Source organism: Virgibacillus phasianinus (assembly GCF_002216775.1).
Classification (GTDB): domain Bacteria; phylum Bacillota; class Bacilli; order Bacillales; family Amphibacillaceae; genus Virgibacillus_F; species Virgibacillus_F phasianinus.
In genome coordinates this window covers 1439793-1461362 of the sequence record NZ_CP022315.1, presented here as the reverse complement: position 1 = coordinate 1461362, position 21570 = coordinate 1439793, and the positions used below count along the sequence as shown (strand labels likewise).

The window sequence follows — 21570 nt, the reverse complement described above, 5'->3', positions numbered from 1 at the left end:
GATAGATACTCCCTTCTATTTCTTCGTTGGTATAGTAATGTTGTGTTCTTCAGCAAAATTGATGGCAGATTCATAGCCTGCATCCGCATGGCGAATAATCCCCATACCAGGGTCTGTTGTTAAAACCCGCTCTAAACGTTCATGTGCTAGATCCGTACCATCTGCTAATGCAACCATTCCTGCGTGCAGTGAGTACCCCATGCCGACACCACCACCGTGATGGAAGGAGATCCATGAGCCACCAGCTGCTGTGTTAATAAGCGCGTTCAGTACTGCCCAGTCGCCGACCGCATCACTGCCATCCTTCATGCCCTCCGTCTCACGGTTTGGCGATGCTACCGATCCACAGTCCAAATGGTCGCGTCCGATGACGACAGGCGCTTTTAATTCACCTTTGCGCACAAGTTCATTAATCGCCAGCCCCATCTTCATTCGTTCCCCGTAACCAAGCCAGCAAATCCTAGAAGGAAGGCCTTGGAAAGCAATTTGTTCCTGCGCCATGTCAATCCAGCGAATTAATGCTTTATTTTCTGGGAAAAGCTCCTTAATTAATTGATCCGTCCGGTAAATATCTTCCGGGTCACCTGACAGTGCCGCCCAGCGGAACGGTCCTTTTCCTTCTGTAAATAAGGGACGAATATAGGCTGGAACAAAACCAGGGAAATCAAAGGCCTTTTCCACACCCTCGTCATGGGCAACCTGACGAATGTTGTTCCCATAATCAAATACGATGGAACCATTATCCTTGTGCAGCAGCATTGCTTCCACATGCTTCGCCATACTAGCTTTTGATTTTACGGTATATGCTTCCGGATCCTTTTTCCGTAAGGTTTCCGCTTCTTCCACGGTAAAGCCAACTGGCACATAGCCATTCAATGGATCATGAGCCGATGTCTGGTCGGTCACAATATCAATTTGAATATCTTTTGTTAAAAGTTCATGGTGGATTTCAGCTGCATTGCCAAGAAGTGCAATGGAAAGAGCCTTACCAGCCTCTTTTGCTTCTTTGGCCAAGGAAATTGCTTCATCAATGCTTTCTGTCATGACATCGCAATACTTTGTTTTCAATCGTTTTTCAATACGGCTTTTGTCTACTTCCACTGCAATAACAACGCCTTCGTTCATCGTTACAGCTAGTGGTTGTGCACCACCCATGCCCCCAAGTCCGGCGGTAAGCGTAATGGTTCCTTTTAATGAGCCATTATAATGTTTTTTAGCAAGTGATGAAAAAGTTTCATATGTTCCTTGCAGAATTCCTTGTGTACCAATATAAATCCAGCTTCCTGCAGTCATTTGCCCATACATCATCAGCCCTTTTTGATCGAGTTCATGGAAATGCTCCCAATTCGCCCACTTTGGCACCAAGACGGAATTAGACAACAAGACGCGCGGTGCATGTTTATGTGTTTTAAACACGCCAACAGGCTTACCAGACTGTATTAACATGGTTTCATCATTCTCCAGATTGCGCAACGTTTTCACAATCGCATGAAATGACTCCCAGTTACGTGCTGCTTTCCCAATACCTCCATACACAACAAGCTCTTCCGGGTTTTCAGCAACCTCCGGATCCAGGTTGTTGTACAGCATCCGTAATGCTGCTTCTTGTTCCCAGCCTTTACACTCTAGTTCCAATCCCTTTTTCGCCCTTACATCCACCTTATTCATGAAAAACTCCTCCTTTTAAACTAACATGTGATTGTGCTTCATCTTTTAACCAGTTTGCTAGATTTGTAATGTCTGTTGAAAAAATACGGTCAGCAGTAATACTTGGAACAAATTCGCGTGCCTTCTGGTAAAATTCTTTTGTGATAGCACCCATTTGTTCTGTTCCGCGATACTCAACTGCCTGCATCGCGCAGATTAGTTCAATTGCTACTACATGTCTTGCATTCTGCAGCATCTGCAACGCATGTCTCGCAGCAATCGTCCCCATGCTGACGTGATCCTCCTGATTGGCTGAAGATGGAATGGAATCAACACTTGCTGGGTGTGCCAGTGTTTTATTTTCCGACACGAGTGATGCTGCACTATACTGCATAATCATTGCCCCAGATTCCAGTCCCGGATTCGGACTCAAAAACGCTGGCAGATCATTTAATTGCGGATTTACCAATCGTTCAATCCTTCGTTCCGCTACATTCGCTGTCTCTGCAATGCCAATTTTGATAAAATCCATGGCGAACGCGATTGGCTCGCCGTGAAAATTCCCCCCTGATATTACTTTGTTTTGATCAGAGAAAATTAGTGGATTATCGGTTACCGCGTTCATCTCAATTAATAGTTTTTCCTTCGCATAATTGATCGTTTGCCAGCATGCCCCAAGAACCTGCGGGATACACCTTAGGGAATAGGCATCTTGAACACGCAATTCACCTTGTTTGGTGATAAGATTACTGTCTGCTAAAATGCCACGTATCCGTTCCGCCACATCCATTTGCTCCTGGTGACCACGGGCAGCATGTAAATCATGGTCAAATGCATCGATAATCCCTTGCAGCCCCTCCAGTGTCATCGCCGCTGTCAATTCACTTTGATGTAGCAATTTTTCCGCTTCGAGATACGTCACAACACCTACTGCCGTCATTGCTTGCGTGCCGTTTATCAGCGCAAGCCCCTCTTTTGCCTTTAATGTAAGCGGGGTAATGCCTTCCTTACTAAGAGCGGTAACCGCTTCCATCTTTTCGCCATGATACATGACTTCACCTTCACCAAGTAGGCCAAGTGCCAAGTGTGAAAGCGGCGCCAGATCACCACTTGCCCCAAGTGAGCCCTGCTCAGGCACAATTGGGTGAATCCCACTATTTAATAGATTCAGTAATTGCTTAACTAGAATCAGCCGCACGCCGGAGCAGCCTTGTGATAAGGCATTTGCCCGAAGCAACAGCATTGCTCTCGTCACTTTTTCAGAAAAAGGTTCCCCTACTCCACAAGCATGCGAATGAATCAAATTCAGTTGTAAATCATCTAAATCCTCATTCTCAATAACGACATCACTAAATTTTCCAAACCCTGTGTTAATGCCATACATCGTTTTTTTGTCCTTAATAAGCTGGTCGACAGTTTCGCGATTTGCTTCAATATCAATACATGTTTCCGTTGCTAATTCCACGCTTTCGTTGTCAAAAACAACGCGTTTCACTTCCTCAAATGTTAACGTTTTACCGGTTAAAATAACCATACACTTTGCACCTCCAAGTTATCTCATTAAATACACAAAGGGGCCGTATAGCACATACCTGTGCCACACGACCCCCTATCAACTAATTACTCTGAGTCTTACGTTATATGTGATTGATTCCAAGTCCGATAGCTTCATGTTCCAGTCCTTTGACCGGAGCGCCAATCGTCCCATAAAGAGCAACAGCTATCCATTCGCCCTCTTCCTTATCTTTATAAGGATTGCCCCGAACAATCGCAAATTGTAAACCAACCGTTCGAAGTAATGTTCCGATTTGATTATTTCCACGTGTTACCCCACTCATAGCCTCTAAGATTGCATGGTACAGTGCATGCGTTTCGCGGTACAGGCTGGATTTGATAATTCCTTGATTCTTAGCAGCTGTCTCAACTGCCGCCACAACCTTTTGCCCGTCCATTGATCCGACCTTACCTTTGCAATACTTCCAGTCTAGTTGTCTTAACTTTTCAGGTAATTGATCTTCTTTATGCAATAAAAGCAATAAAGCTTCTTTACCGATTAAATGATTACTATCAAGCGGCATCAAATTCACTCTTTCCTAGCAGCTAATAACTACTTTAATTTTAGTATTCTTTTGAAAAATTGTCAATTTGTCATTGTACGTTTTCTTCTTGTTCGTTTACGCCCTCTTTCTTCCTTTTATTTGTGTATATAACAGAAAATCCGACTAACGAAAAAATGATGGATATAACGGGTACACAATAATTTAATACCGCATATGGTGCATAGGCCCAGGCACTAACACCAAGCGTAGTAAATACAAACACGGCATCCGTACTCCATGGCACTAACGCGGATGTGATTGTTCCACCATCTTCAAGAGCACGTGACAGGTTCTTTGGGTGCAGGTTCTTATCTTCGTACGCATTTGCATACATTCTACCTGGAATGATAATGGAAATATATTGTTCAGCAGTAATCACGTTTGTCAAAAATGATGATACAACTGTTGTTGCACATAGGCTTCTGCCTGTTCGTGCTATTTTTAAAACCTGTTCCACAATAACCGTCAACATTCCTGTACTCTCCATGATACCGCCGAATATCATCGCCACCATTGCCAGTGACACCGTGTACATCATCGATTCCAGTCCACCTTGATTTAACAGACTGTCGACCGTTTCATTTCCAGAGTCAATCGAATATCCACCCTGCAGTGCATTTACCGCTTCTCCAATACTTCCTCCCTGGAAAAAAATATCGGCTAAGAACCCAAGGATAATACCGGTTGTCAATGCTGGTAACGCTGGAACCTTTTTAAAAACCAAAAGAAGGACAGCGAGCGGAATAAGCAATAACCACGGTGAAATCAGAAAATTATCCTGCAAACCATTCATCACAGCATCAATACTCTCCCTGTTGATTGAATTATCAGCAAACTTCATGCCAATAATAAAATAGACAATCAGGGCGATAATGAATGCTGGAACCGTTGTATAAAGCATGTGTTTAATGTGCTCCGACAGCTTTGCACCAGCAATTCCAGATGCAAGAATAGTCGTATCTGAAAGTGGCGACATTTTATCCCCAAAGAACGCTCCTGAAACAATAGCGCCCGCTATCATGGCCGGAGGAATCCCCATACTGATACCAATACCCATGCCTGCAACCCCTACTGTTCCAATTGTCGACCATGAACTCCCCATCATCAGGGTTACGATTGCACAAATAATTAAAATAGCTGCTAGAAAATAGGATGGCGAAATGATTTCGAGACCATAATAAATCATTGTGGTAACAATTCCACCACCTATCCAGGCACTGATAATCAACCCTACCATAATTAAAATAACGACAGCTGGAAGAACTTTGGTTATCCCCTGGTAAATGAATTTCTCCAATTCGCCCCAGGAATATCCACTAGTCCAGGCAATAAATGCGGCAACCACTGCTCCAAGCAATATTGGGATATGTGGGCTGCCCTCAAAAACAATAATGACAAATGTCATTGCTACAATCATTACTAAAAAGGGTATTAAAGCTAACCCTAATGAGATATTTTTTCCCGACTTCTCCATATTTCCCCCACCTTATCCTTATATTTTTTAAGATTGCCCAGTCGCAATCATTATCAATATCTTTAGTGAACCACACTGATAAGAATTTATTACTTTACCATGCTAAAATTGTAACGGACTTGAAGTGAAAATTCACCTCCCCAGGATTATTGCAAAAAACAAAAGAAGTCGTTTAGCACAGACGTGTTGTGCTAGACGACTCCCTATTCACTCGATTCTCTGAGCCTTAATGATTCTTTTATTAAAGTAAATCAATGCAAACGATGAATATTCAAACGTTACCATACTAAGGTCTGTTAACTATTAATCTTTGGTAACTGCAACTGAATCTTCAAAATACTTTAAATGTATTGTAAGCGATTGCACGTTAGCTGTCAACAGTTTTTGCAGGAATTACGGGTCAAAGCGGTGATGTTGATCGAAAACCAGTCCTGCATTCTTACCTTAAAAAGGGCTGCCCACCCCCTTAACAGGACAGACAGCCTTATTTTGCTTATATTTTATTTATTCGTCTCGTGCTTTGTTTCTTCACGTCCCCAGAATTCTATCCCATCCTGATTATCCAGGACATCGCGATAAAATACTGGATCTTTTCCTTCTTTTCGCTGCCGTTGATAGTCCTTTAATACACGGTTAGCAATCTTAAACAGCTTGGTAATCGCGTATAGGTTAATTAACGCCATGATTGCCATTGATAAGTCGGCTAGTGCCCAGACAAGGTCGAAAGACGCAATTGCACCAAAGATAACCATTGCAAGCACTGCTAAACGATAAATGAATAGACCGACCTTGCTGTTTTTAATATAACCGATGTTATTTTCACCGTAATAATAGTTCCCTAGGATAGAACTGTAAGCAAATAGGAAAATTGCTACGGCAATAAAGATGGATGCCCAATCACCTATATGGAACTGGAATGCATTCTGCGTCAGTTGAATACCATCAAGTCCACTTCCTTCATAACCCCCGGCTGAAACAATGATAAAACCAGTTGCACTACAAATCAGGATGGTATCAAAAAATACACCTAAAGACTGGATTAAACCCTGCTTCGCTGGATGTGATACCTCTGCAGTAGCAGCCGCGTTCGGAGCACTACCCATACCAGCTTCGTTCGAGAATAATCCACGTTTAATCCCCATGGAGATTGCTGCACCGAATCCACCACCAGCTACTTCACGAATACCAAAGGCATTTGCAAAAATTAATGAGAGTAAATCAGGAACAGCTGAAATGTTTGCTATTAAAACATAAACAGCAAGAATAATATACAAAATAGCCATAATCGGAACTATGTACTGCGTTACATTCGCGATTGATTTCAATCCACCGAAAATAACCATAGCTGTCAGAATAACAAGAATAACTGCCATTATGTTTTTACTGAAATCAAATTCATTAGAAAAAGCTAGACTGATTGTATTTGATTGCACCGAATTAAATACGAGTCCATACGTAAACGTAATCGTGATTGCAAAAAGAATGCCAAGCCAGCGCTTCTTCAGCCCTTTTTCCATATAATAGGCCGGGCCGCCACGATATTGATTTTTTTCTGGTATCTTATAAACCTGAGCAAGCGTACTTTCGACAAATGCCGTTGCTGAACCCAGCAATGCAATAAGCCACATCCAGAAAATTGCCCCTGGACCACCAATCGCGATAGCTGATGCAACTCCGGCAAGGTTCCCAGTACCGACACGTGATGCTGCGCTGATGGCAAACGCCTGAAATGACGAAGTACCTTTCTTCCCTTCCGCACTCATTGTCCGCTTATCAAATAAAACACGAAACATTTCAGGCAGATACCTGAACTGAACAAACTTAGTTTTCACAGTAAACCAAAGGCCAAGACCAATAAGAACAATAATTAACAAATAGTCCCATAAAACGCCATTGATTTCCCCAACAATATTCTCGATGAAACTCATGTATGTTTCCCCTCCATTAATTTCAAACTCTATAGCGCTTTCACTTTATTTACCCTTTTTATGTCGTGAATAATCTGCCTTTTTTCCTCATAAAAAAAGCACTTTATCATTTTATCATAAACTACATTAAGATACATAATTTAATAAAAAAAGCGAAAGCCGTCTCCCTAAAGAAACGGCCAGCGTTTAGATATATTAACGGTCCCAGGGAAAGCTGGTTCCGAATGTTGATGCTAGTTCTTTGGAGTTTGCACGGCGCTCTTTCCGGTGTTTTGCACGTATTGGTGCGTGATTATGAAGCTGTTTTTCAAATTCTGTTTCCGGAACTACTGACGGTACGGGGATGGGGTGTCCATTTTCGTCAACCGCAACAAACGTCAAGAATGCCGTGGTGCATACTTTTCGCACACCGGAAACTAGGTTCTCGGTCACTGCTTTGACAAAGACTTCCATTGACGTATTGTGTGTCCAGGTTACAAACGCTTCAACACAAATGGTATCCCCTTCTTTTACTGGCGCGAGAAAATCCACCGAATCAGTTGATGCTGTAACAACGGTTTTTCTGGCATGACGAGCTGCTGCGATTGCTGCAACGTCATCGATATGTGCCATAAGTTTTCCACCGAATAATGTACCATGCGTGTTAGTATCCGGCGGTAGTACGTGTGATGTTTTTACCGCCAATGATTTGCGGCATGATTTTGTTTCCATAATTATTCCTCCTAATAGAATCCGTGAAGTTTCATTTTTATAATATTGGTGATAGCAGTCTTGAGATGGATTCTTTAAACCTGATTCCAAACGACCGTTTTTCGTATAGCTTCCGTGTCATTTGCGTGGACATGCTGATATCCTGCATATAACTATCTACTAGTTTACCCGCAACAACGCGATCATATAAAAATGCATTCCCTTCAAAGTTCAGCCGAAAACTTCTTACATCAATATTCGCTGTTCCAACTGAAGCAATCTTGCCATCGACTATAATGGTTTTGGAATGAAGAAAGCCATTCTGATAAATATACACCTCTGCACCAGCTTTAAGCAAGTCACCTATATAGGATAGTGTTGCCCAATAGACAAATGGATGATCAGGTTTATTTGGAATCATAATCTTTACGTCAATTCCTGATAGACAGGCAATTCGCAGTGCATCAGCAAGACTTTCATCAGGGATAAAGTATGGAGTCTGCATATAAACATACTCTTTGGCTGATAAAATCATCTTGATATAACCATTCTTAATTTGCTGCCATTCCGAGTCCGGGCCACTTGTTACAATTTGCATGCCAACGTCGCCCGCCGGGGAAGCATTATAATAACGTTCATTGTACAAAATATCATGGCGGGATGCTTGATTCCAATCAAGAATAAATCGCGTTTGCATATGTTCAACAGCACTTCCAAGCACTCGCAGATGGGTGTCACGCCAGTAACCAAATTTCTTGTTATTACCTAAGTACTCATCACCAACATTGAACCCGCCTATATAGCCAATTCTGCCGTCAATGACAGTAATTTTTCTATGGTTTCGATAATTAATTTTCATATTGATTTTAGGTATCTTCGGTGGAAAAAAGGCCTCGACCTTTCCCCCGGCGTGCCGAATTCTTTTAATGAACTTTCTCCTTAATGTCCGTGATCCCATGTCATCATATAAAACACGAACCTCAACACCTTCATTTGCCTTTTTCACCAAAACGTCAGCAATCTGCTTTCCCAGTTGGTCATAGCGGATGATGTAATAAAGCATGTGAATATGATCAGTTGCTTTCTGCAGATCATGCAGTAAGGCCTTAAATTTTTCTTTCCCATCCGTATAAATATCTACCTTGTTATCTTGTGTAAAAATCGCATCGTCATTACGTAAATGCATATAATACAGGTCTTTATATTTGCTTAACCCATGATGCTTAAAAACAAAGGTATTTTCCTCTAACGCACGAAGTTGTGATTGAACCGCTCGTTTAACACCAAGCTTACTTTTCGTCTCCCACGTGAAAATTCGTTTGTTGCTGATTTTCTTACCAAAGACCAAGTAAAGGAAGAATCCTGCAATTGGAATAAATAGTAAAACCATTAACCATGCCCAGGTAGATGTGGCATCCTTCCGTTCAAGAAAAATGATGGTGAGTGCGAGCCCTATGTTAGATATAATAATAAACGCTAGAAAGTAAGGCATTAATTCCATTATTCCCAAGGCAGTCTACTCCTTTCCAAAAACTATATTACCCTTTCCATCCATAATATAGCATAATTTAATTAAACACGTTAGTATGGACTATATAGGGGGTGATTTTGATGGAAAAAGCGACACATGCATTGGTAATTGGCGGGACAGGAATGCTTCAGCACGTATGCCATTCACTCGTTAATGATTATTCTTATGTATCAGTTGTCGGTCGTAGTACTATTCGCCATCAGCAATTAAAATATGCAAACCCAAGTCCAGATAAAATAAATTCGATAATAGTGGATTATCATGATAGTAGCCTGTTCAGGGAAAAATTGCAATCCGCTTTTCTTGCATACGGAGCCCCAGACCTGGTCATTAGCTGGATCCACGGTACAGCACCGCAAGCACTTCATACCCTGTTTAACGAAATCCAAAAATTAGCTATTGAAACAAAGTGGAAGTTGTTTCATGTGCAAAGCAGCTCCCGATATTTTGCAAAAGAAAACACGCCAGTACCTGATAATTGCCAGTACAGACGTGTTTATTTAGGGTTTATCTTAAATGGCAGGTCCTCGCGCTGGTTAACAGATCCCGAGATTTCAGGCGGTGTCCTGCACGCAATTAAGTCTGATCAACAGCAAACAATTGTTGGAACAATTGACCCTTGGGATCAACGTCCCCGTTAATCAAAGCTGGTTAAGTGCCTGTTCTAAATCCGACCAAATGTCTTCTGCAGCTTCCAGACCAATTGAAATACGAATCAATTGATCCGTAATCCCCATTTGGATCCGTTCAGCTTCTGGAATAACCGAATGTGTCATGGTTGCTGGATGCTCAATTAATGTTTCCGCATCACCCAGGCTTACCGCGATTTTTAAAAAGGACAGCTTATTTAACAGTGCTTGCGCATCTTCCTTTGTTCCGTCAACTGTAAAGGCTATAACGCCCCCGCCCCGCTTCATTTGTTTTTCATAAATTGGGTAGTCTGGATGATTTTCATCGCTTGGATAGTAAACGTGCGCAATCTTTGGGTGAGCTTTCAGTTTCAGGAAAATTTCCTCGGCATTGTCTGAATGGCGATCCAGCCGAACTGGCAATGTTTTTAAACCACGAAGTAATAACCATGCATCAAACGGTGAAATGATGCCGCCGATATCCTTTTGTGTTGTCATAGCAACCGAGTCCAAAAATTCCTTCTTCCCGACAACCAACCCAGCTACTACATCACCATGTCCGCCAATATATTTCGTTGCACTATGAAGAACTACATCACAGCCAAGTTCAAGCGGACGCTGCAAGTATGGTGAGGAGAATGTGTTATCCACCACAACTGGAATATCATATTCCTTAGCAACAGCTGCCACCATTTGCAAATCGATTAACTTCATCGTCGGATTGATTGGTGTTTCAACATAAATGCAGGTGGTTTCCGGACGAATTAATTCCTTGATCGTTTCTGCTGAGTCCATGCTTGAAAAGTCATGTGAAATATTATATTTTTCCTTCATCATTGTTAGCAGTCCAAATGTGCATCCGTATAAGCCAGATGAACAGATAATATGATCATTTGCCTTTGTGAGTGCGATTAAAACCGCTGAAACTGCAGCCATGCCTGAAGCGAATGCAAGCCCGCGTTCCCCTTGTTCAAGTTTTGCTATTCGTTCTTCCAATACCCTGACTGTTGGATTTCCCAGCCTTGAATAAATATAGCCGTCCTCTTCTCCAGCGAATCTTTTTTCTCCTTGTTCCGCTGAGTCAAAGGTGAAAGTGGAAGTTTGAAATAATGGTGTGGACAAGCTGCCTAACATATCTTTAGCATCGTATCCCTCATGAATGACAGTCGTCTCAAAACGTTTTGATGTACTCATTTTTTCTCCCCCATAAATGAAATTGTTTCTTTGTATCTACTACTATCATATACGATTCGATATTGTTTTGAAAGCGTTTCCCTTCATTATTATATAGTGCGCGTTAATTGCTTTTTGCTTGGAAAAACTCTAAACTTATCTTACTTTATTTTATTTGGCTGTTTTCGCATAATATGTTGTTAATACCACCATAGTTGATATAAACTACGACGTAACTAAAAATCTGATTTAGTGGTCCAGCTACCGCTACGGAAAAACACTGCGCTTTCCGTGGGCAGCTAATGAGCCTCCTCGAGCTTACGCTCTCCGGGGTCTCATCTAGGCTTCTGCTCCCACAGGAGTCTTCGTGTTTTTCCTCCGCTAGGGTTGAGCGCTACCTATTATGCCATAACATCGATTTCTTCATTCTTTAATAATTGTAATTGCGAGTAGTAGTCGATTAGGCATAGGTGAAACCCCGGAAGCATAAAAAGGGCACTGAAAAGGTGGTGGATTTTAAAATTTAACTTTTCACCTATACGTAGCATCTTGAATATACGGAGACTCCTGCGGGAAGTGAGAGATCGGCGAGACCCCGGAGGACGGCAGTTAATGAGGCCCGACTAAAACCGCCCTTTGCGGGCAACGTCGGCTACCCCTTGCCGGGGCAAGGAGGCTCGTCACTCGCCCGCGGAAAGCGATGTATATTCAAGATGCGATGATAGATCCACATATTTGTGTATTAACTATACTTTTTTAGTGCCCTCAGCGTAAGCTCGGAGAGGCCATGAAAGCGCAGTGTTTTTTAAGCATTGGTCGCAGGAAACATGACTTTTAGTTACGTCGCAATTTATAGATTTTGTTCAAGAACAGCAATCTTGTAGAAAACAGCCTTTATTTTTATAGATGGATAGATTGGAAGTGAGTAAATATGGAACAAAGTGATGAGAAAATCGGAATAATTTATACAGCCAGTTCATATTTGTTATGGGGATTCCTGCCAATATACTGGAAACTTATCCAGGAGGTACCAGCAGGAGAAATCCTGGCACATCGGATTATTTGGTCATTTTTGTTTATGGTCGCGGTTGTTCTCCTGTCAAGGAAGTGGCGTGCCTTCATGCACGAGTGCAAAGTAATTATCAAGGATAAACGAAAACTTATCGGCATTTCACTTGCATCCATTACGATAAGTTTGAATTGGCTGACCTACATTTGGGCTGTAAACAGCGGCCACGTCATTCAGGCAAGTCTCGGGTATTATATTAACCCGCTAGTCAGTATTTTATTAGGTATTATTGTGTTAAATGAATCGTTAACCAGACGACAATTGCTTTCCTTTATTTTAGCGGGCGCCGCTGTAATCTATTTAACTTTCAGCTATGGCGTGTTCCCGTGGGTTGCCCTCTCACTTGCGTTCAGTTTCGGACTCTATGGCCTGTTGAAAAAAATGGTCGATATCAGCGTCATGTTCGGTTTAGCTATTGAAACAATGATTGTGACACCATTAGCACTTATTTATGTACCTGTTTTCACGGACAACACCTTTGTTCATAACGACATGTTATCCGGTACCAATTTACTATTAATTGGGGCTGGCATCGCAACCGCAATTCCTTTATTATTATTTGCTAGCGGCGCCAAAAAGATCCCATTATCGATGGTAGGGTTTTTACAATATATTGCACCAACCATCATGCTGATTTTAGGTGTATTCCTGTACCATGAGACTTTCTCACTTTCACACCTTGTGTCCTTTTCATTAATTTGGGTTGCCCTGATAATCTACATGGGCTCCTCCTACCGCAGGCCGTCTAAGCGAAAACGATTGATTCAAGACGTACAAATGAATCAGAAATAAAATGCTTAAGCCGGGACACATCTTAGAAGGTGAATACGAATATATTTAGTTAAGGGATGGTTTAATTTTACATTCAATAAACGGCCCGCCTATTTGATAGTTTTACTAAAAATAGGGTATATATCTAAGGGGGATTCGCACACTCCCATCAATGAGAAAATATATTATTTGTAGGTGTGATCATCTTGAAGAGAAAAACAGCTCTTATTTCAATAGGAATAACGTTGATAGGGTTAGTCATCATCTTGGTTATAACAAACATCAACTCCCCCATTGATAAAGCAATAGATAAGGCGGAAATTGAAAATAAAAAAGAAAAGCCCAGTCCAGAAAAAGACAAAAAGGACCCAGTTGAAGAAAAAGAAGAAAAAACAGCGGATAATGTAGCCGGAAAAGTGAAAGACTTGGTAACGGGCGCTGTTCGGGAGACAATTGACTTTTTCTCAAATAAGGAAGCACGTGTTGTTGCGATTGGTGATTCCTTAACGCAAGGTGTCGGTGATGAAACCGGTAATGGTGGATATGTGGGCATGCTGGAGGACGCCTTAAATTCAACCGATGAAACTGTTGTAAAGTTTGAGAATTATGGTAAGCGAGGCCGTCGCTCCGATCAGCTTTTAAAATATTTAGAAGACCCAAAGGTGGCTACCTCTATTTCAGAGGCTGATGTTGTATTGATTACAATTGGAGCAAACGATATTATGCAGGTGCTCAAGGAAAATATCACAAATATAACTTTTGAAGACTTTCAAAGGGAACGCGTTGATTACGAAGATCGTCTAAGTAAAATCTTTGAAAAAATTTATTCCTTAAATCCGCATACAGACGTTTATTTATTAGGGTTCTATAATCCGTTTGGCAGGTATTTCCCAAAAATAAAAGAACTTGGAATAATAGTTCGAAACTGGAATGAAACGGGCAAAAAGGTCACGGAAAAATATGATAATGCCACTTATATCCCAACTATCGATCTATTTGATGACCGGGATGTAGACCTATTCTGGCAGGATAATTTCCATCCGAACTATCGTGGCTACCACCGTATTGCAAAACGGGTATTAGAATATTTACATGATAATGAAGAAAGCGCCTAGTAAAATGGAAAAGAAAGGTGGGCAGCTATGAAAAGAACAGATAAACAGATACAGAAAAGGTCATATTGGAAAAAGCTTTTTTATATCTTGCTCACAATTAATATTGTTATTGTATTAGGTATTTTTCTTTTAATATTTTGGCCTGTCTCAAGTTCAACCACATCGCCTGGGGACAAGGTTGATGAACAGAAAAGCTCGCAGTTTATTGTCCGGACAACGAAGCAGAATTTAAATGACCTTGTTAATGCCTATCTCGATAAATTGCTTGATAACTCAAGTCAACATTATAGTATCGAATTCAAAGATGATGTTCATTTGTTGGGAGAACTTCCGGTATTTTCAACAACTATTCCTTTATCCGTTCACTTTGAACCATTTGTACAGGAAAATGGCGATGTTATTTTGAAACAGAAGTCTATTTCAGTTGGCTTGTTGGAGCTGCCAAATCAAAAAATCATGGAGTATATGAAAAAGTACTTACCAATGCCTGAGTGGGTTACTGTCAATCCAAAAAAGGAAGAAATCTATGTTGCCGTTACCAATATGGATATCCGCAGTAATTTCAGAGTGAGCATTGAACATTTCGACCTGGAAGCTAACAATCTAGCCTTTAAAATCCATGTACCATACGAGACATTAGGAATAAAACCGAATAACTATTAATTTCAGCCTGCCCCAATTTAAAATTTGGGGCAGCCTTTTTGATGACCTTTTTTGTTGCTTTTGTCACAAAATCCATAAACCGCAGCGTAACTAAAAATCATGTTTGGCGCCCCGGCGGCCGCTGCAGAAAAACACTGCGCTTTCCGTGGGAATCACGTTGCTCTTACGTCGCAATTAGTATCAACTTAGAGCATTATCCCTTTGAGAAGTGCTCCAAGTGCTAAACAGGCAGCACCTACGCTTTTAATATTATTGCTCCGCGTATACCTCCTGCATTTGTTTAATTTTTTCTTTAACCTGATCAACCAAATAATCCGGGGATAGTACTTTTGCCTGGTTCCCCCAGGTTAAGATCCAATTAATTAGCCCACTTGATAACTTTGCTTTTGTGGTAAGTACAAAGTGGTCACCATCAATTTTTTTGATATCAGCTTCTTTACCAAAGCGATCCAAAACAACATTGACCAGGTCGGCATGAAATTGTACTTTTATCCAAATTTCTTCTCCGGCAAACATGTGAAAGCTCTGGTTTATGTACTCCTGAAGATGGAAGTCGTTATTTTTCACAAAGGTCTGTTCACTTATTTCAATTTCACGTATCCGGTCCAGTCGATAATGGCGGATTTCCTGTGTTCCCGCAAAGTAACCAATCAAATAATAAAAATCATTTTGCCAAATCAATGCATATGGTTCCACATAATACCTGTCTCCATCCCGGTGGAACTCAAATTCTTTTTCAACATTGTATTTGCCATATTTATAAGTTAAAGCCTTTCCTTCAGAAATTGCACGGTGAACGCAATCAATGTTTAGCTTCACTAATTCATAGTCCATGTTCTTAGTCAACCCGAACATAATTGGTTCAGGTAATGTTTTTCCAATATGTTTACTTGTCAGCTGTTTCATTTTATTAATTAGCTTTTTCTTTTCATTTGTAGTAATAAAGCGAGCCGACAGAATAGCATCAACCATCAGCCGTAATTGGTAGGTTTCAAAAAGTCTTGCCTGGTGGCTATAATAAATCTTGCCAAACTTCCCCTTGTTCCTTACAATTTCAAAATCAAGCTCGTCCAATATTTCTAAATCACGTTTAATGGTCCGATAATCGACCGTCATTGGGTCACCTGTTATGCCACGCAGTTTTTCACTAAGTTCATCAATACCAACCTCATTAAAATCATCTGTATCAGTAAATAGTATCTCCTTAATCTTTAACAACCGATAATTACTTCCTCGTTCCATTTTGTTCAATCCCCCTATTAAAAAGGAGCCATACACATATATGGCTCCCTACCGAATTACGAATCGCTTTACCTTGGATAATAAAAACGTAAAGGATTGCTTTGCTAGTACCGGACCGCCACTGATTAATAGCGGTTCAACAACATTTTTTCTGTAATCACAAAGCTTTCCTTGATAAATTAACTGTAGTCCGGATAATCCTCTGATGTCCGCGGGTGTTGTAAAACAGTTTGGCTTCGGAAGCTTGAATCTTTCCACTTCCCGTAGAACGGTCGCAACAAATTGAGAGCAAAACATTGCGTGTTCGCGATTTATTTCAACTTGCAGCATGACCCCAAATAGCCCCAAAAAGTTATATTTATAATTGCCAGCCTGCAGTTCTATTTCTTTTATTTTCGTTTTTATCTTTTCATATTCTGCATCGGATAAATGGTAGGCATAAACAGCGCATGATGCATTTTTTAAAAAATCGCTATGAATATTTTCTTTTACGAATCCCCCCACAAAAGGGTTCCTCGGATTTTTCCTGCCGAAACTATAGACCTCCCGTAACTCATCGTCAAATGAAATGGATACATGGTTTAGGTCTTCCTTTGTACAATAGTTGATTGCACGTGATAAATAAGTTCCGGTGTCGGTAAAGAGAAAGTATAATGTTCTTCCCCCCATGGCATTCCCCTCCGTATGACGGTATGCTTTTCACACATTGTAGTGTTGATTAATTGTTACACATTTACGAAAAAAAATATAGTCTTTTTTAAAATAAAGAGAATCTTTTTAAAATTTTTGTTGTTACTTCACTATATGACATCAACAAGTAACTTTCTACTTTTTTCCATAAAAAAATACTTACGATTGACTAATTGGGATAAATGCCGTAATCTAGCGTTGATGCATTTTAATTATACGAAAATTTCAGGTGCTTATCATATAGAAATACGAGGCCTTCGCTTTTAATATTTGCGATATGCCCCCGTTTTATTAATGGAGGAAATAAACACATGATAAATGTTTCAAATGTAAGCTTACGTTTTGGTGATAAAAAGTTATTTGAGGATGTAAATTTGAAATTCACACCAGGTAACTGTTACGGATTAATTGGTGCAAATGGCGCGGGGAAATCAACCTTTTTAAAAGTACTTTCCGGTGAGGTTGAACCACAAAGCGGCAATGTATCACTTTCTTCTGGTGAAAGAATGGCAGTTTTAAAACAGGATCATTTTGCCTATGAGGACAAAGAAGTGTTGGATACAGTTCTGATCGGCCATGAAAGATTGTATAAGGTGAAACAGGAAAAGGACGCCATATACATGAAGCCGGATTTTTCTGAAGTTGATGGCATGCGTGCCGCTGAACTAGAAGGTGAATTTGCTGAAATGAATGGTTGGGAAGCAGAATCTGATGCAGCTGTTTTACTAAAGGGGCTTGGCATTGATGATAAGTTCCATACCAATAAAATGGCTGATCTGACTGGTGATCAAAAGGTGAAAGTTCTACTTGCTCAAGCATTGTTTGGTAATCCTGATATTCTTTTGCTGGATGAGCCAACAAACGGCCTTGATATCCAAGCTATTCAGTGGCTGGAAGACTTTCTGATTAACTTTGAAAATACTGTAATTGTTGTCTCGCATGACCGGCACTTCCTTAATAAGGTATGTACCCATATTGCGGATGTCGATTATGGTAAAATCCAAATTTATATTGGAAACTATGACTTCTGGTACGAGTCCAGCCAGCTTGCTTTACAAATGGCCCAAGAAGAAAATAAGAAAAAAGAAGAAAAGATTAAGGAACTGCAAGCCTTCGTGGCGCGATTCAGTGCGAACGCATCGAAATCCAAGCAGGCAACATCCCGTAAGAAGCTGCTTGATAATATCACACTTGAGGATATAAAACCTTCATCCCGTCGCTACCCATACGTTGGCTTTACTCCTGGCCGCGAAATTGGCAATGACTTATTACGTGTTGAGGGTATAACCAAAACAATTGGTGATAAAAAAGTATTGGACAATGTGAATTTTACCGTGAATAAAGATGATAAAATTGCATTCGTTGGCCGCGATGATATCGCAAAAACAACATTGTTTAAAATTATTATGGGTGAAATGGAACCAGATGCCGGAACCTATAAATGGGGTGTAACGACATCTCAATCCTATTTTCCAAAGGATAATGCGGAATACTTTGAGGATAATCATCTCCCATTAGTCGACTGGTTACGACAATACTCGCCCGAAGATCAGACGGAAACATTCCTGCGCGGATTCTTGGGTAGAATGTTGTTTTCTGGTGAAGAAGCACTAAAAAAAGCAAATGTGCTTTCAGGTGGAGAAAAGGTTCGTTGTATGCTGGCAAAAATGATGCTTAGTAATGCCAATGTGTTAGTATTGGATGAACCAACAAACCATTTGGATTTGGAATCAATCACCGCCCTTAATAACGGCTTGATTAAGTTCAAGGGTTCTATTTTATTCACCTCACATGACCATCAGTTTGTTCAGAGTGTATCGAACCGCTTAATCGAACTGACGCCTAAAGGAATTGTGGATAAAGAAATGACATATGATGAATATGTACAGGATAAGGAATTGCAGAAAGATATCGCAGCAATGTATGCAAGTTAAATGAAAGTGCCGCAAAGGATTTTATTCCTTTGCGGCACTTTTTGTTTGGTCTTGGTAGAGGGATATCAGCCATATTTTGATTTTATCTGCCGTTCTCATAATTTATCGGCCATATTTTGATTTTATCCGCCGTTCTATCAATTTATCGGCCAGAAAAACCCGACTGCAAATCTCGCCCCTATCAAAACCTTGCAAAAAGCAGAGTGCTCCGAGGCACTCTCCCATCACTTTTGAAACTTTGCTTCTACCTGTGCAAGCATGTCTTTGGTCATTTTATCCAGGTCATATTCTGCCTTAAAGCCCCATTCTTCAGTAGCTGCAGAACTGTCAATTCGGTTTGGCCAGCTTTCAGCGATCTCTTGACGGACGGGATCTACATCATAATCAAGCTTAAACTCCGGAATATACTTTTGAATTGCTTTTGCAAAATCTTCCGGTTCTGCTGATATTGCTGAGATATTAAATGCATTACGATGCACAAGCTTGCTTCCATCTGCCTCCATTAATTGAATAATTGCATTTAGAGCATCTGGCATGTACATCATATCCATGAATGTACCTTCACCAATATAGGATATATATGCTTTATTTTTTACTGCCTCGTAATAAATTTCAACTGAATAATCTGTTGTTCCTCCGCCCGGCGGTGTAACATAGGATATTAGTCCAGGAAAGCGAACACCGCGCGTATCTACGCCAAAACGGGCAAAGTAGTAATCACATAGCAATTCTCCAGCTACCTTATTCACGCCATACATTGTTGTCGGGCGCTGAATTGTATCCTGCGGGGTATCATCTTTTGGTGTGTTAGGACCAAATGCCCCGATGGAACTTGGTGTAAAAAACTGCAAATCAAGTTCGCGGGCAACCTCTAACGCGTTCACTAGTCCACCCATATTTAAGTCCCATGCTTTCTTAGGTATTGCTTCTGCTTTGGCAGAAAGTAATGCTGCTAAATGCATGATTGTATCTACTTCATATTCTTTGGATACTTCAAATAATCGGTCATAATCAGTTACATCCACAATTTCAAAAGGTCCATCTGCATCATTATGATCTTCCCTTTTTTTAATATCCGTGCCAATTACATTATCTTTTCCATATGTTTCACGCAATTTCGTGACAAGCTCAGAGCCAATTTGCCCTAAAGCCCCTGTTACCAAAATCTTCTTCATTCCTTTTTACCTCCAAAAATAGATAAGCAAAAGCGTCTGTGCAGCGGTGTATGGGCCCGATTGATCCACTAGTCGCTGGACACTGCAGCTTGACAATAAGTTTGCTATTACGAAATGATGCCCAGTTCTTTTCCAACCTTTTCATAGATGGCCAATGCTTCATCAAGCATTTCCTTGGTATGTGCTGCACTAGGCATATTACGAACACGTCCAGTACCTTTTGGCACAGTTGGAAATACGATGGATTTTGCATAAACGCCTTCTTCGTACAACTTTTTACTAAACTTCTGGGTAGCTAACTCATCTCCGATTACACATGGTGTAATTGGTGTTTCACTATTCCCTATATCAAATCCAAGTTTCTTTAATCCCTCTTTTAAGTACTCACTATTTTCCCAAAGCTTCTCATTTAAGTCCGTGCTTTCCATAAGCAATTCAATAGCTTTTGTACTTGCAACCGCATCTGCCGGAGTAACAGCTGTTGAGAATAAAAATGGACGGGAACGAACTTTAAGCCAGTCGATCAGATTATCTTTTCCTGCAACATAACCGCCAACAACACCAATTGCCTTCGATAATGTACCCATTTGAAAATCAATTCGATCCTGCAGGCCAAAATGTTTAACAGTTCCGGCGCCTTTACCCATTACACCAGATCCATGGGCATCATCTACATAGGTAATCAAATCGAATTCCTCTGCAATGTCTACAATTTCCGGCAGTAACGCAACGTCCCCATCCATTGAAAATACGCCATCAGTGATAACCATAACTTTGTTGTAATTTCCGGATTCAACGGCTTCTTTTGCTTTCTTCCGCAAATCATCCATGTCAGAGTGATTTACCCGGATAATCTTCGCTTTTGATAAACGGCATCCATCGATAATAGATGCATGGTTTAGCTCATCTGAAAGAATCGCATCATTTTTATCCATTACAGCTGAAATAGCCGCCATATTACAATTAAATCCTGATTGGTACGCAATTGCTGCTTCTGTATCTTTGAATTCAGCAAGTTTTTTCTCAAGCTCTACATGGACATCCAATGTACCATTAATTGTACGTACCGCTCCAGCACCAACGCCATGTGATTCAACTGCTTCTTTTGCAACCTTTTTTAAACGTTCATCAGTTGCTAGTCCCAGGTAGTTATTGGAAGATAAATTTATTAACTCTTTTCCATCTATTTTTATAACCGGTCCATTCGGTCCCTGTACTGGTTCGATATCGTTGTAAAGACCTTTCTCTTTCAAATCAGCAATATTTTCGTTTAAAAATGAATCCAATGCCTTACTAGTCATGTAAATTCCTCCTTCTTATGTAAGCGTTCTAACACTTTGGACTTTAAGTCATATCAATTGTTGAAGCGCATTCCTATTACAGTTTACCATAATTGACTAATTATGTTTAATACGAGTTAAAATTAGTATATACCTACATAGGACTGTCATACACTCCACTTTTAGTTTCAAAACCTTGCAAATTTGTAAGAAATTGATCGGATTTTGTCATAAAATCCTATAGTAAAAAAGTCACTTTTTTATTATAATTTAAGAAAGAATAAGTCATTATCTAATATATCAACAACATCAACGGGGGAAAATTATGAAAAAGATATTAGTTGCTTTGTTTCTGATGCTTATCATTGGGTTTGGCATTGTAGGATACATGCAATCACAGGACCCAAATCAGACAATTGAACAGGATACAAGTCCATCATCCATTAAACTTTAATGCTTC

At 40.4% G+C, this 21570-nt stretch carries 18 protein-coding genes; 6 read left to right on the top strand and 12 right to left on the bottom strand.

Annotated elements, in window-relative coordinates; translation table 11 throughout:
• Positions 1 to 15 precede the first annotated feature (15 nt).
• From hutU to cls, 7 genes are all read right to left on the bottom strand, one after another.
• Positions 16 to 1668: a urocanate hydratase gene (gene hutU, locus CFK37_RS07455; RefSeq protein ID WP_089061266.1), complete on the bottom strand. Its 1653-nt coding sequence runs from the start codon at positions 1666 to 1668 to the stop codon at positions 16 to 18.
• Positions 1661 to 3181 carry a histidine ammonia-lyase gene (hutH, locus tag CFK37_RS07450; protein ID WP_089061265.1) on the bottom strand — a complete coding sequence of 507 codons (1521 nt, stop codon included), beginning with the start codon at positions 3179 to 3181 and terminating at the stop codon, positions 1661 to 1663. The genes hutU and hutH overlap by 8 nt, the downstream gene beginning before the upstream one ends.
• Before the next feature lie 103 nt (positions 3182 to 3284).
• Positions 3285 to 3725: a histidine utilization transcription antiterminator HutP gene (hutP, locus tag CFK37_RS07445; protein WP_089061264.1), complete on the bottom strand. Its 441-nt coding sequence runs from the start codon at positions 3723 to 3725 to the stop codon at positions 3285 to 3287.
• Between the two features lie 70 nt (positions 3726 to 3795).
• Entirely contained in the window at positions 3796 to 5220 is a 1425-nt protein-coding gene (gene nhaC, locus CFK37_RS07440; protein WP_089061263.1) for a Na+/H+ antiporter NhaC, read from the bottom strand.
• Between the two features lie 500 nt (positions 5221 to 5720).
• On the bottom strand, positions 5721 to 7148 hold the full coding sequence (locus CFK37_RS07435; RefSeq protein WP_089061262.1) for an alanine/glycine:cation symporter family protein: 1428 nt from the start codon (positions 7146 to 7148) through the stop codon (positions 5721 to 5723).
• Between the two features lie 195 nt (positions 7149 to 7343).
• Positions 7344 to 7859, bottom strand: a complete 516-nt coding sequence (locus tag CFK37_RS07430; RefSeq protein ID WP_089061261.1) for an acyl-CoA thioesterase — start codon at positions 7857 to 7859, stop codon at positions 7344 to 7346.
• Between the two features lie 37 nt (positions 7860 to 7896).
• Positions 7897 to 9339: a cardiolipin synthase gene (gene cls / locus CFK37_RS07425; protein ID WP_089063567.1), complete on the bottom strand. Its 1443-nt coding sequence runs from the start codon at positions 9337 to 9339 to the stop codon at positions 7897 to 7899.
• 110 nt (positions 9340 to 9449) lie between these two features.
• Between cls and CFK37_RS07420 the strand changes: the two genes are divergently transcribed.
• The gene (locus CFK37_RS07420) at positions 9450 to 10010 is read left to right on the top strand and encodes a Rossmann-fold NAD(P)-binding domain-containing protein (RefSeq protein ID WP_089061260.1); all 561 of its coding nucleotides are present in this window, start codon (positions 9450 to 9452) and stop codon (positions 10008 to 10010) included.
• On the opposite strand, the gene megL is transcribed toward CFK37_RS07420, so the two are convergent.
• Positions 10011 to 11192, bottom strand: a complete 1182-nt coding sequence (gene megL / locus CFK37_RS07415) for a methionine gamma-lyase (RefSeq protein WP_089061259.1) — start codon at positions 11190 to 11192, stop codon at positions 10011 to 10013.
• Between the two features lie 910 nt (positions 11193 to 12102).
• Between megL and rarD the strand changes: the two genes are divergently transcribed.
• The 3 genes from rarD (at position 12103) to CFK37_RS07400 (ending at position 14789) form a co-directional block, all read left to right on the top strand.
• Entirely contained in the window at positions 12103 to 13032 is a 930-nt protein-coding gene (gene rarD / locus CFK37_RS07410; protein WP_089061258.1) for an EamA family transporter RarD, read from the top strand.
• Positions 13033 to 13217: 185 nt separating this feature from the next.
• Positions 13218 to 14126, top strand: coding sequence for an SGNH/GDSL hydrolase family protein (locus tag CFK37_RS07405; RefSeq protein WP_425445366.1), 909 nt, complete (start codon positions 13218 to 13220; stop codon positions 14124 to 14126).
• 27 nt (positions 14127 to 14153) lie between these two features.
• The gene (locus CFK37_RS07400) at positions 14154 to 14789 is read left to right on the top strand and encodes a YpmS family protein (RefSeq protein WP_089061257.1); all 636 of its coding nucleotides are present in this window, start codon (positions 14154 to 14156) and stop codon (positions 14787 to 14789) included.
• A 249-nt stretch (positions 14790 to 15038) separates the two neighbouring features.
• Here CFK37_RS07400 and CFK37_RS07395 read toward each other — a convergent pair whose 3' ends face one another.
• Complete coding sequence (locus CFK37_RS07395) at positions 15039 to 16031, bottom strand: helix-turn-helix transcriptional regulator (protein ID WP_089061256.1); 993 nt, start codon at positions 16029 to 16031, stop codon at positions 15039 to 15041.
• Between the two features lie 48 nt (positions 16032 to 16079).
• Positions 16080 to 16700, bottom strand: a complete 621-nt coding sequence (locus tag CFK37_RS07390; RefSeq protein WP_089061255.1) for a hypothetical protein — start codon at positions 16698 to 16700, stop codon at positions 16080 to 16082.
• 332 nt (positions 16701 to 17032) lie between these two features.
• On the opposite strand from CFK37_RS07390, the gene CFK37_RS07385 reads away from it, so the two are divergent.
• Complete coding sequence (locus CFK37_RS07385) at positions 17033 to 18655, top strand: ABC-F family ATP-binding cassette domain-containing protein (RefSeq protein WP_089061254.1); 1623 nt, start codon at positions 17033 to 17035, stop codon at positions 18653 to 18655.
• A 224-nt stretch (positions 18656 to 18879) separates the two neighbouring features.
• Here CFK37_RS07385 and CFK37_RS07380 read toward each other — a convergent pair whose 3' ends face one another.
• A complete protein-coding gene (locus tag CFK37_RS07380) occupies positions 18880 to 19830 on the bottom strand; it encodes an L-threonine 3-dehydrogenase (protein ID WP_089061253.1) in 951 nt (316 codons plus the stop codon).
• Between the two features lie 107 nt (positions 19831 to 19937).
• Positions 19938 to 21131 carry a glycine C-acetyltransferase gene (locus CFK37_RS07375; RefSeq protein ID WP_089061252.1) on the bottom strand — a complete coding sequence of 398 codons (1194 nt, stop codon included), beginning with the start codon at positions 21129 to 21131 and terminating at the stop codon, positions 19938 to 19940.
• Between the two features lie 304 nt (positions 21132 to 21435).
• On the opposite strand from CFK37_RS07375, the gene CFK37_RS20525 reads away from it, so the two are divergent.
• Entirely contained in the window at positions 21436 to 21564 is a 129-nt protein-coding gene (locus CFK37_RS20525; protein WP_281251605.1) for a hypothetical protein, read from the top strand.
• Positions 21565 to 21570: the final 6 nt, after the last annotated feature.

Coding starts and splice junctions, on each gene's coding strand:
- CFK37_RS07430 (WP_089061261.1), bottom strand. CDS start 7,859: ATGGAAACAAAATCATGCCGCAAATCATTGGCGGTAAAAACATCACAC.
- hutU (WP_089061266.1), bottom strand. CDS start 1,668: ATGAATAAGGTGGATGTAAGGGCGAAAAAGGGATTGGAACTAGAGTGT.
- CFK37_RS07395 (WP_089061256.1), bottom strand. CDS start 16,031: ATGGAACGAGGAAGTAATTATCGGTTGTTAAAGATTAAGGAGATACTA.
- CFK37_RS07435 (WP_089061262.1), bottom strand. CDS start 7,148: ATGAGTTTCATCGAGAATATTGTTGGGGAAATCAATGGCGTTTTATGG.
- cls (WP_089063567.1), bottom strand. CDS start 9,339: ATGGAATTAATGCCTTACTTTCTAGCGTTTATTATTATATCTAACATA.
- CFK37_RS20525 (WP_281251605.1), top strand. CDS start 21,436: ATGAAAAAGATATTAGTTGCTTTGTTTCTGATGCTTATCATTGGGTTT.
- CFK37_RS07390 (WP_089061255.1), bottom strand. CDS start 16,700: ATGGGGGGAAGAACATTATACTTTCTCTTTACCGACACCGGAACTTAT.
- CFK37_RS07375 (WP_089061252.1), bottom strand. CDS start 21,131: ATGACTAGTAAGGCATTGGATTCATTTTTAAACGAAAATATTGCTGAT.
- CFK37_RS07420 (WP_089061260.1), top strand. CDS start 9,450: ATGGAAAAAGCGACACATGCATTGGTAATTGGCGGGACAGGAATGCTT.
- megL (WP_089061259.1), bottom strand. CDS start 11,192: ATGAGTACATCAAAACGTTTTGAGACGACTGTCATTCATGAGGGATAC.
- CFK37_RS07400 (WP_089061257.1), top strand. CDS start 14,154: ATGAAAAGAACAGATAAACAGATACAGAAAAGGTCATATTGGAAAAAG.
- CFK37_RS07380 (WP_089061253.1), bottom strand. CDS start 19,830: ATGAAGAAGATTTTGGTAACAGGGGCTTTAGGGCAAATTGGCTCTGAG.
- CFK37_RS07385 (WP_089061254.1), top strand. CDS start 17,033: ATGATAAATGTTTCAAATGTAAGCTTACGTTTTGGTGATAAAAAGTTA.
- hutP (WP_089061264.1), bottom strand. CDS start 3,725: ATGCCGCTTGATAGTAATCATTTAATCGGTAAAGAAGCTTTATTGCTT.
- hutH (WP_089061265.1), bottom strand. CDS start 3,181: ATGGTTATTTTAACCGGTAAAACGTTAACATTTGAGGAAGTGAAACGC.
- rarD (WP_089061258.1), top strand. CDS start 12,103: ATGGAACAAAGTGATGAGAAAATCGGAATAATTTATACAGCCAGTTCA.
- nhaC (WP_089061263.1), bottom strand. CDS start 5,220: ATGGAGAAGTCGGGAAAAAATATCTCATTAGGGTTAGCTTTAATACCC.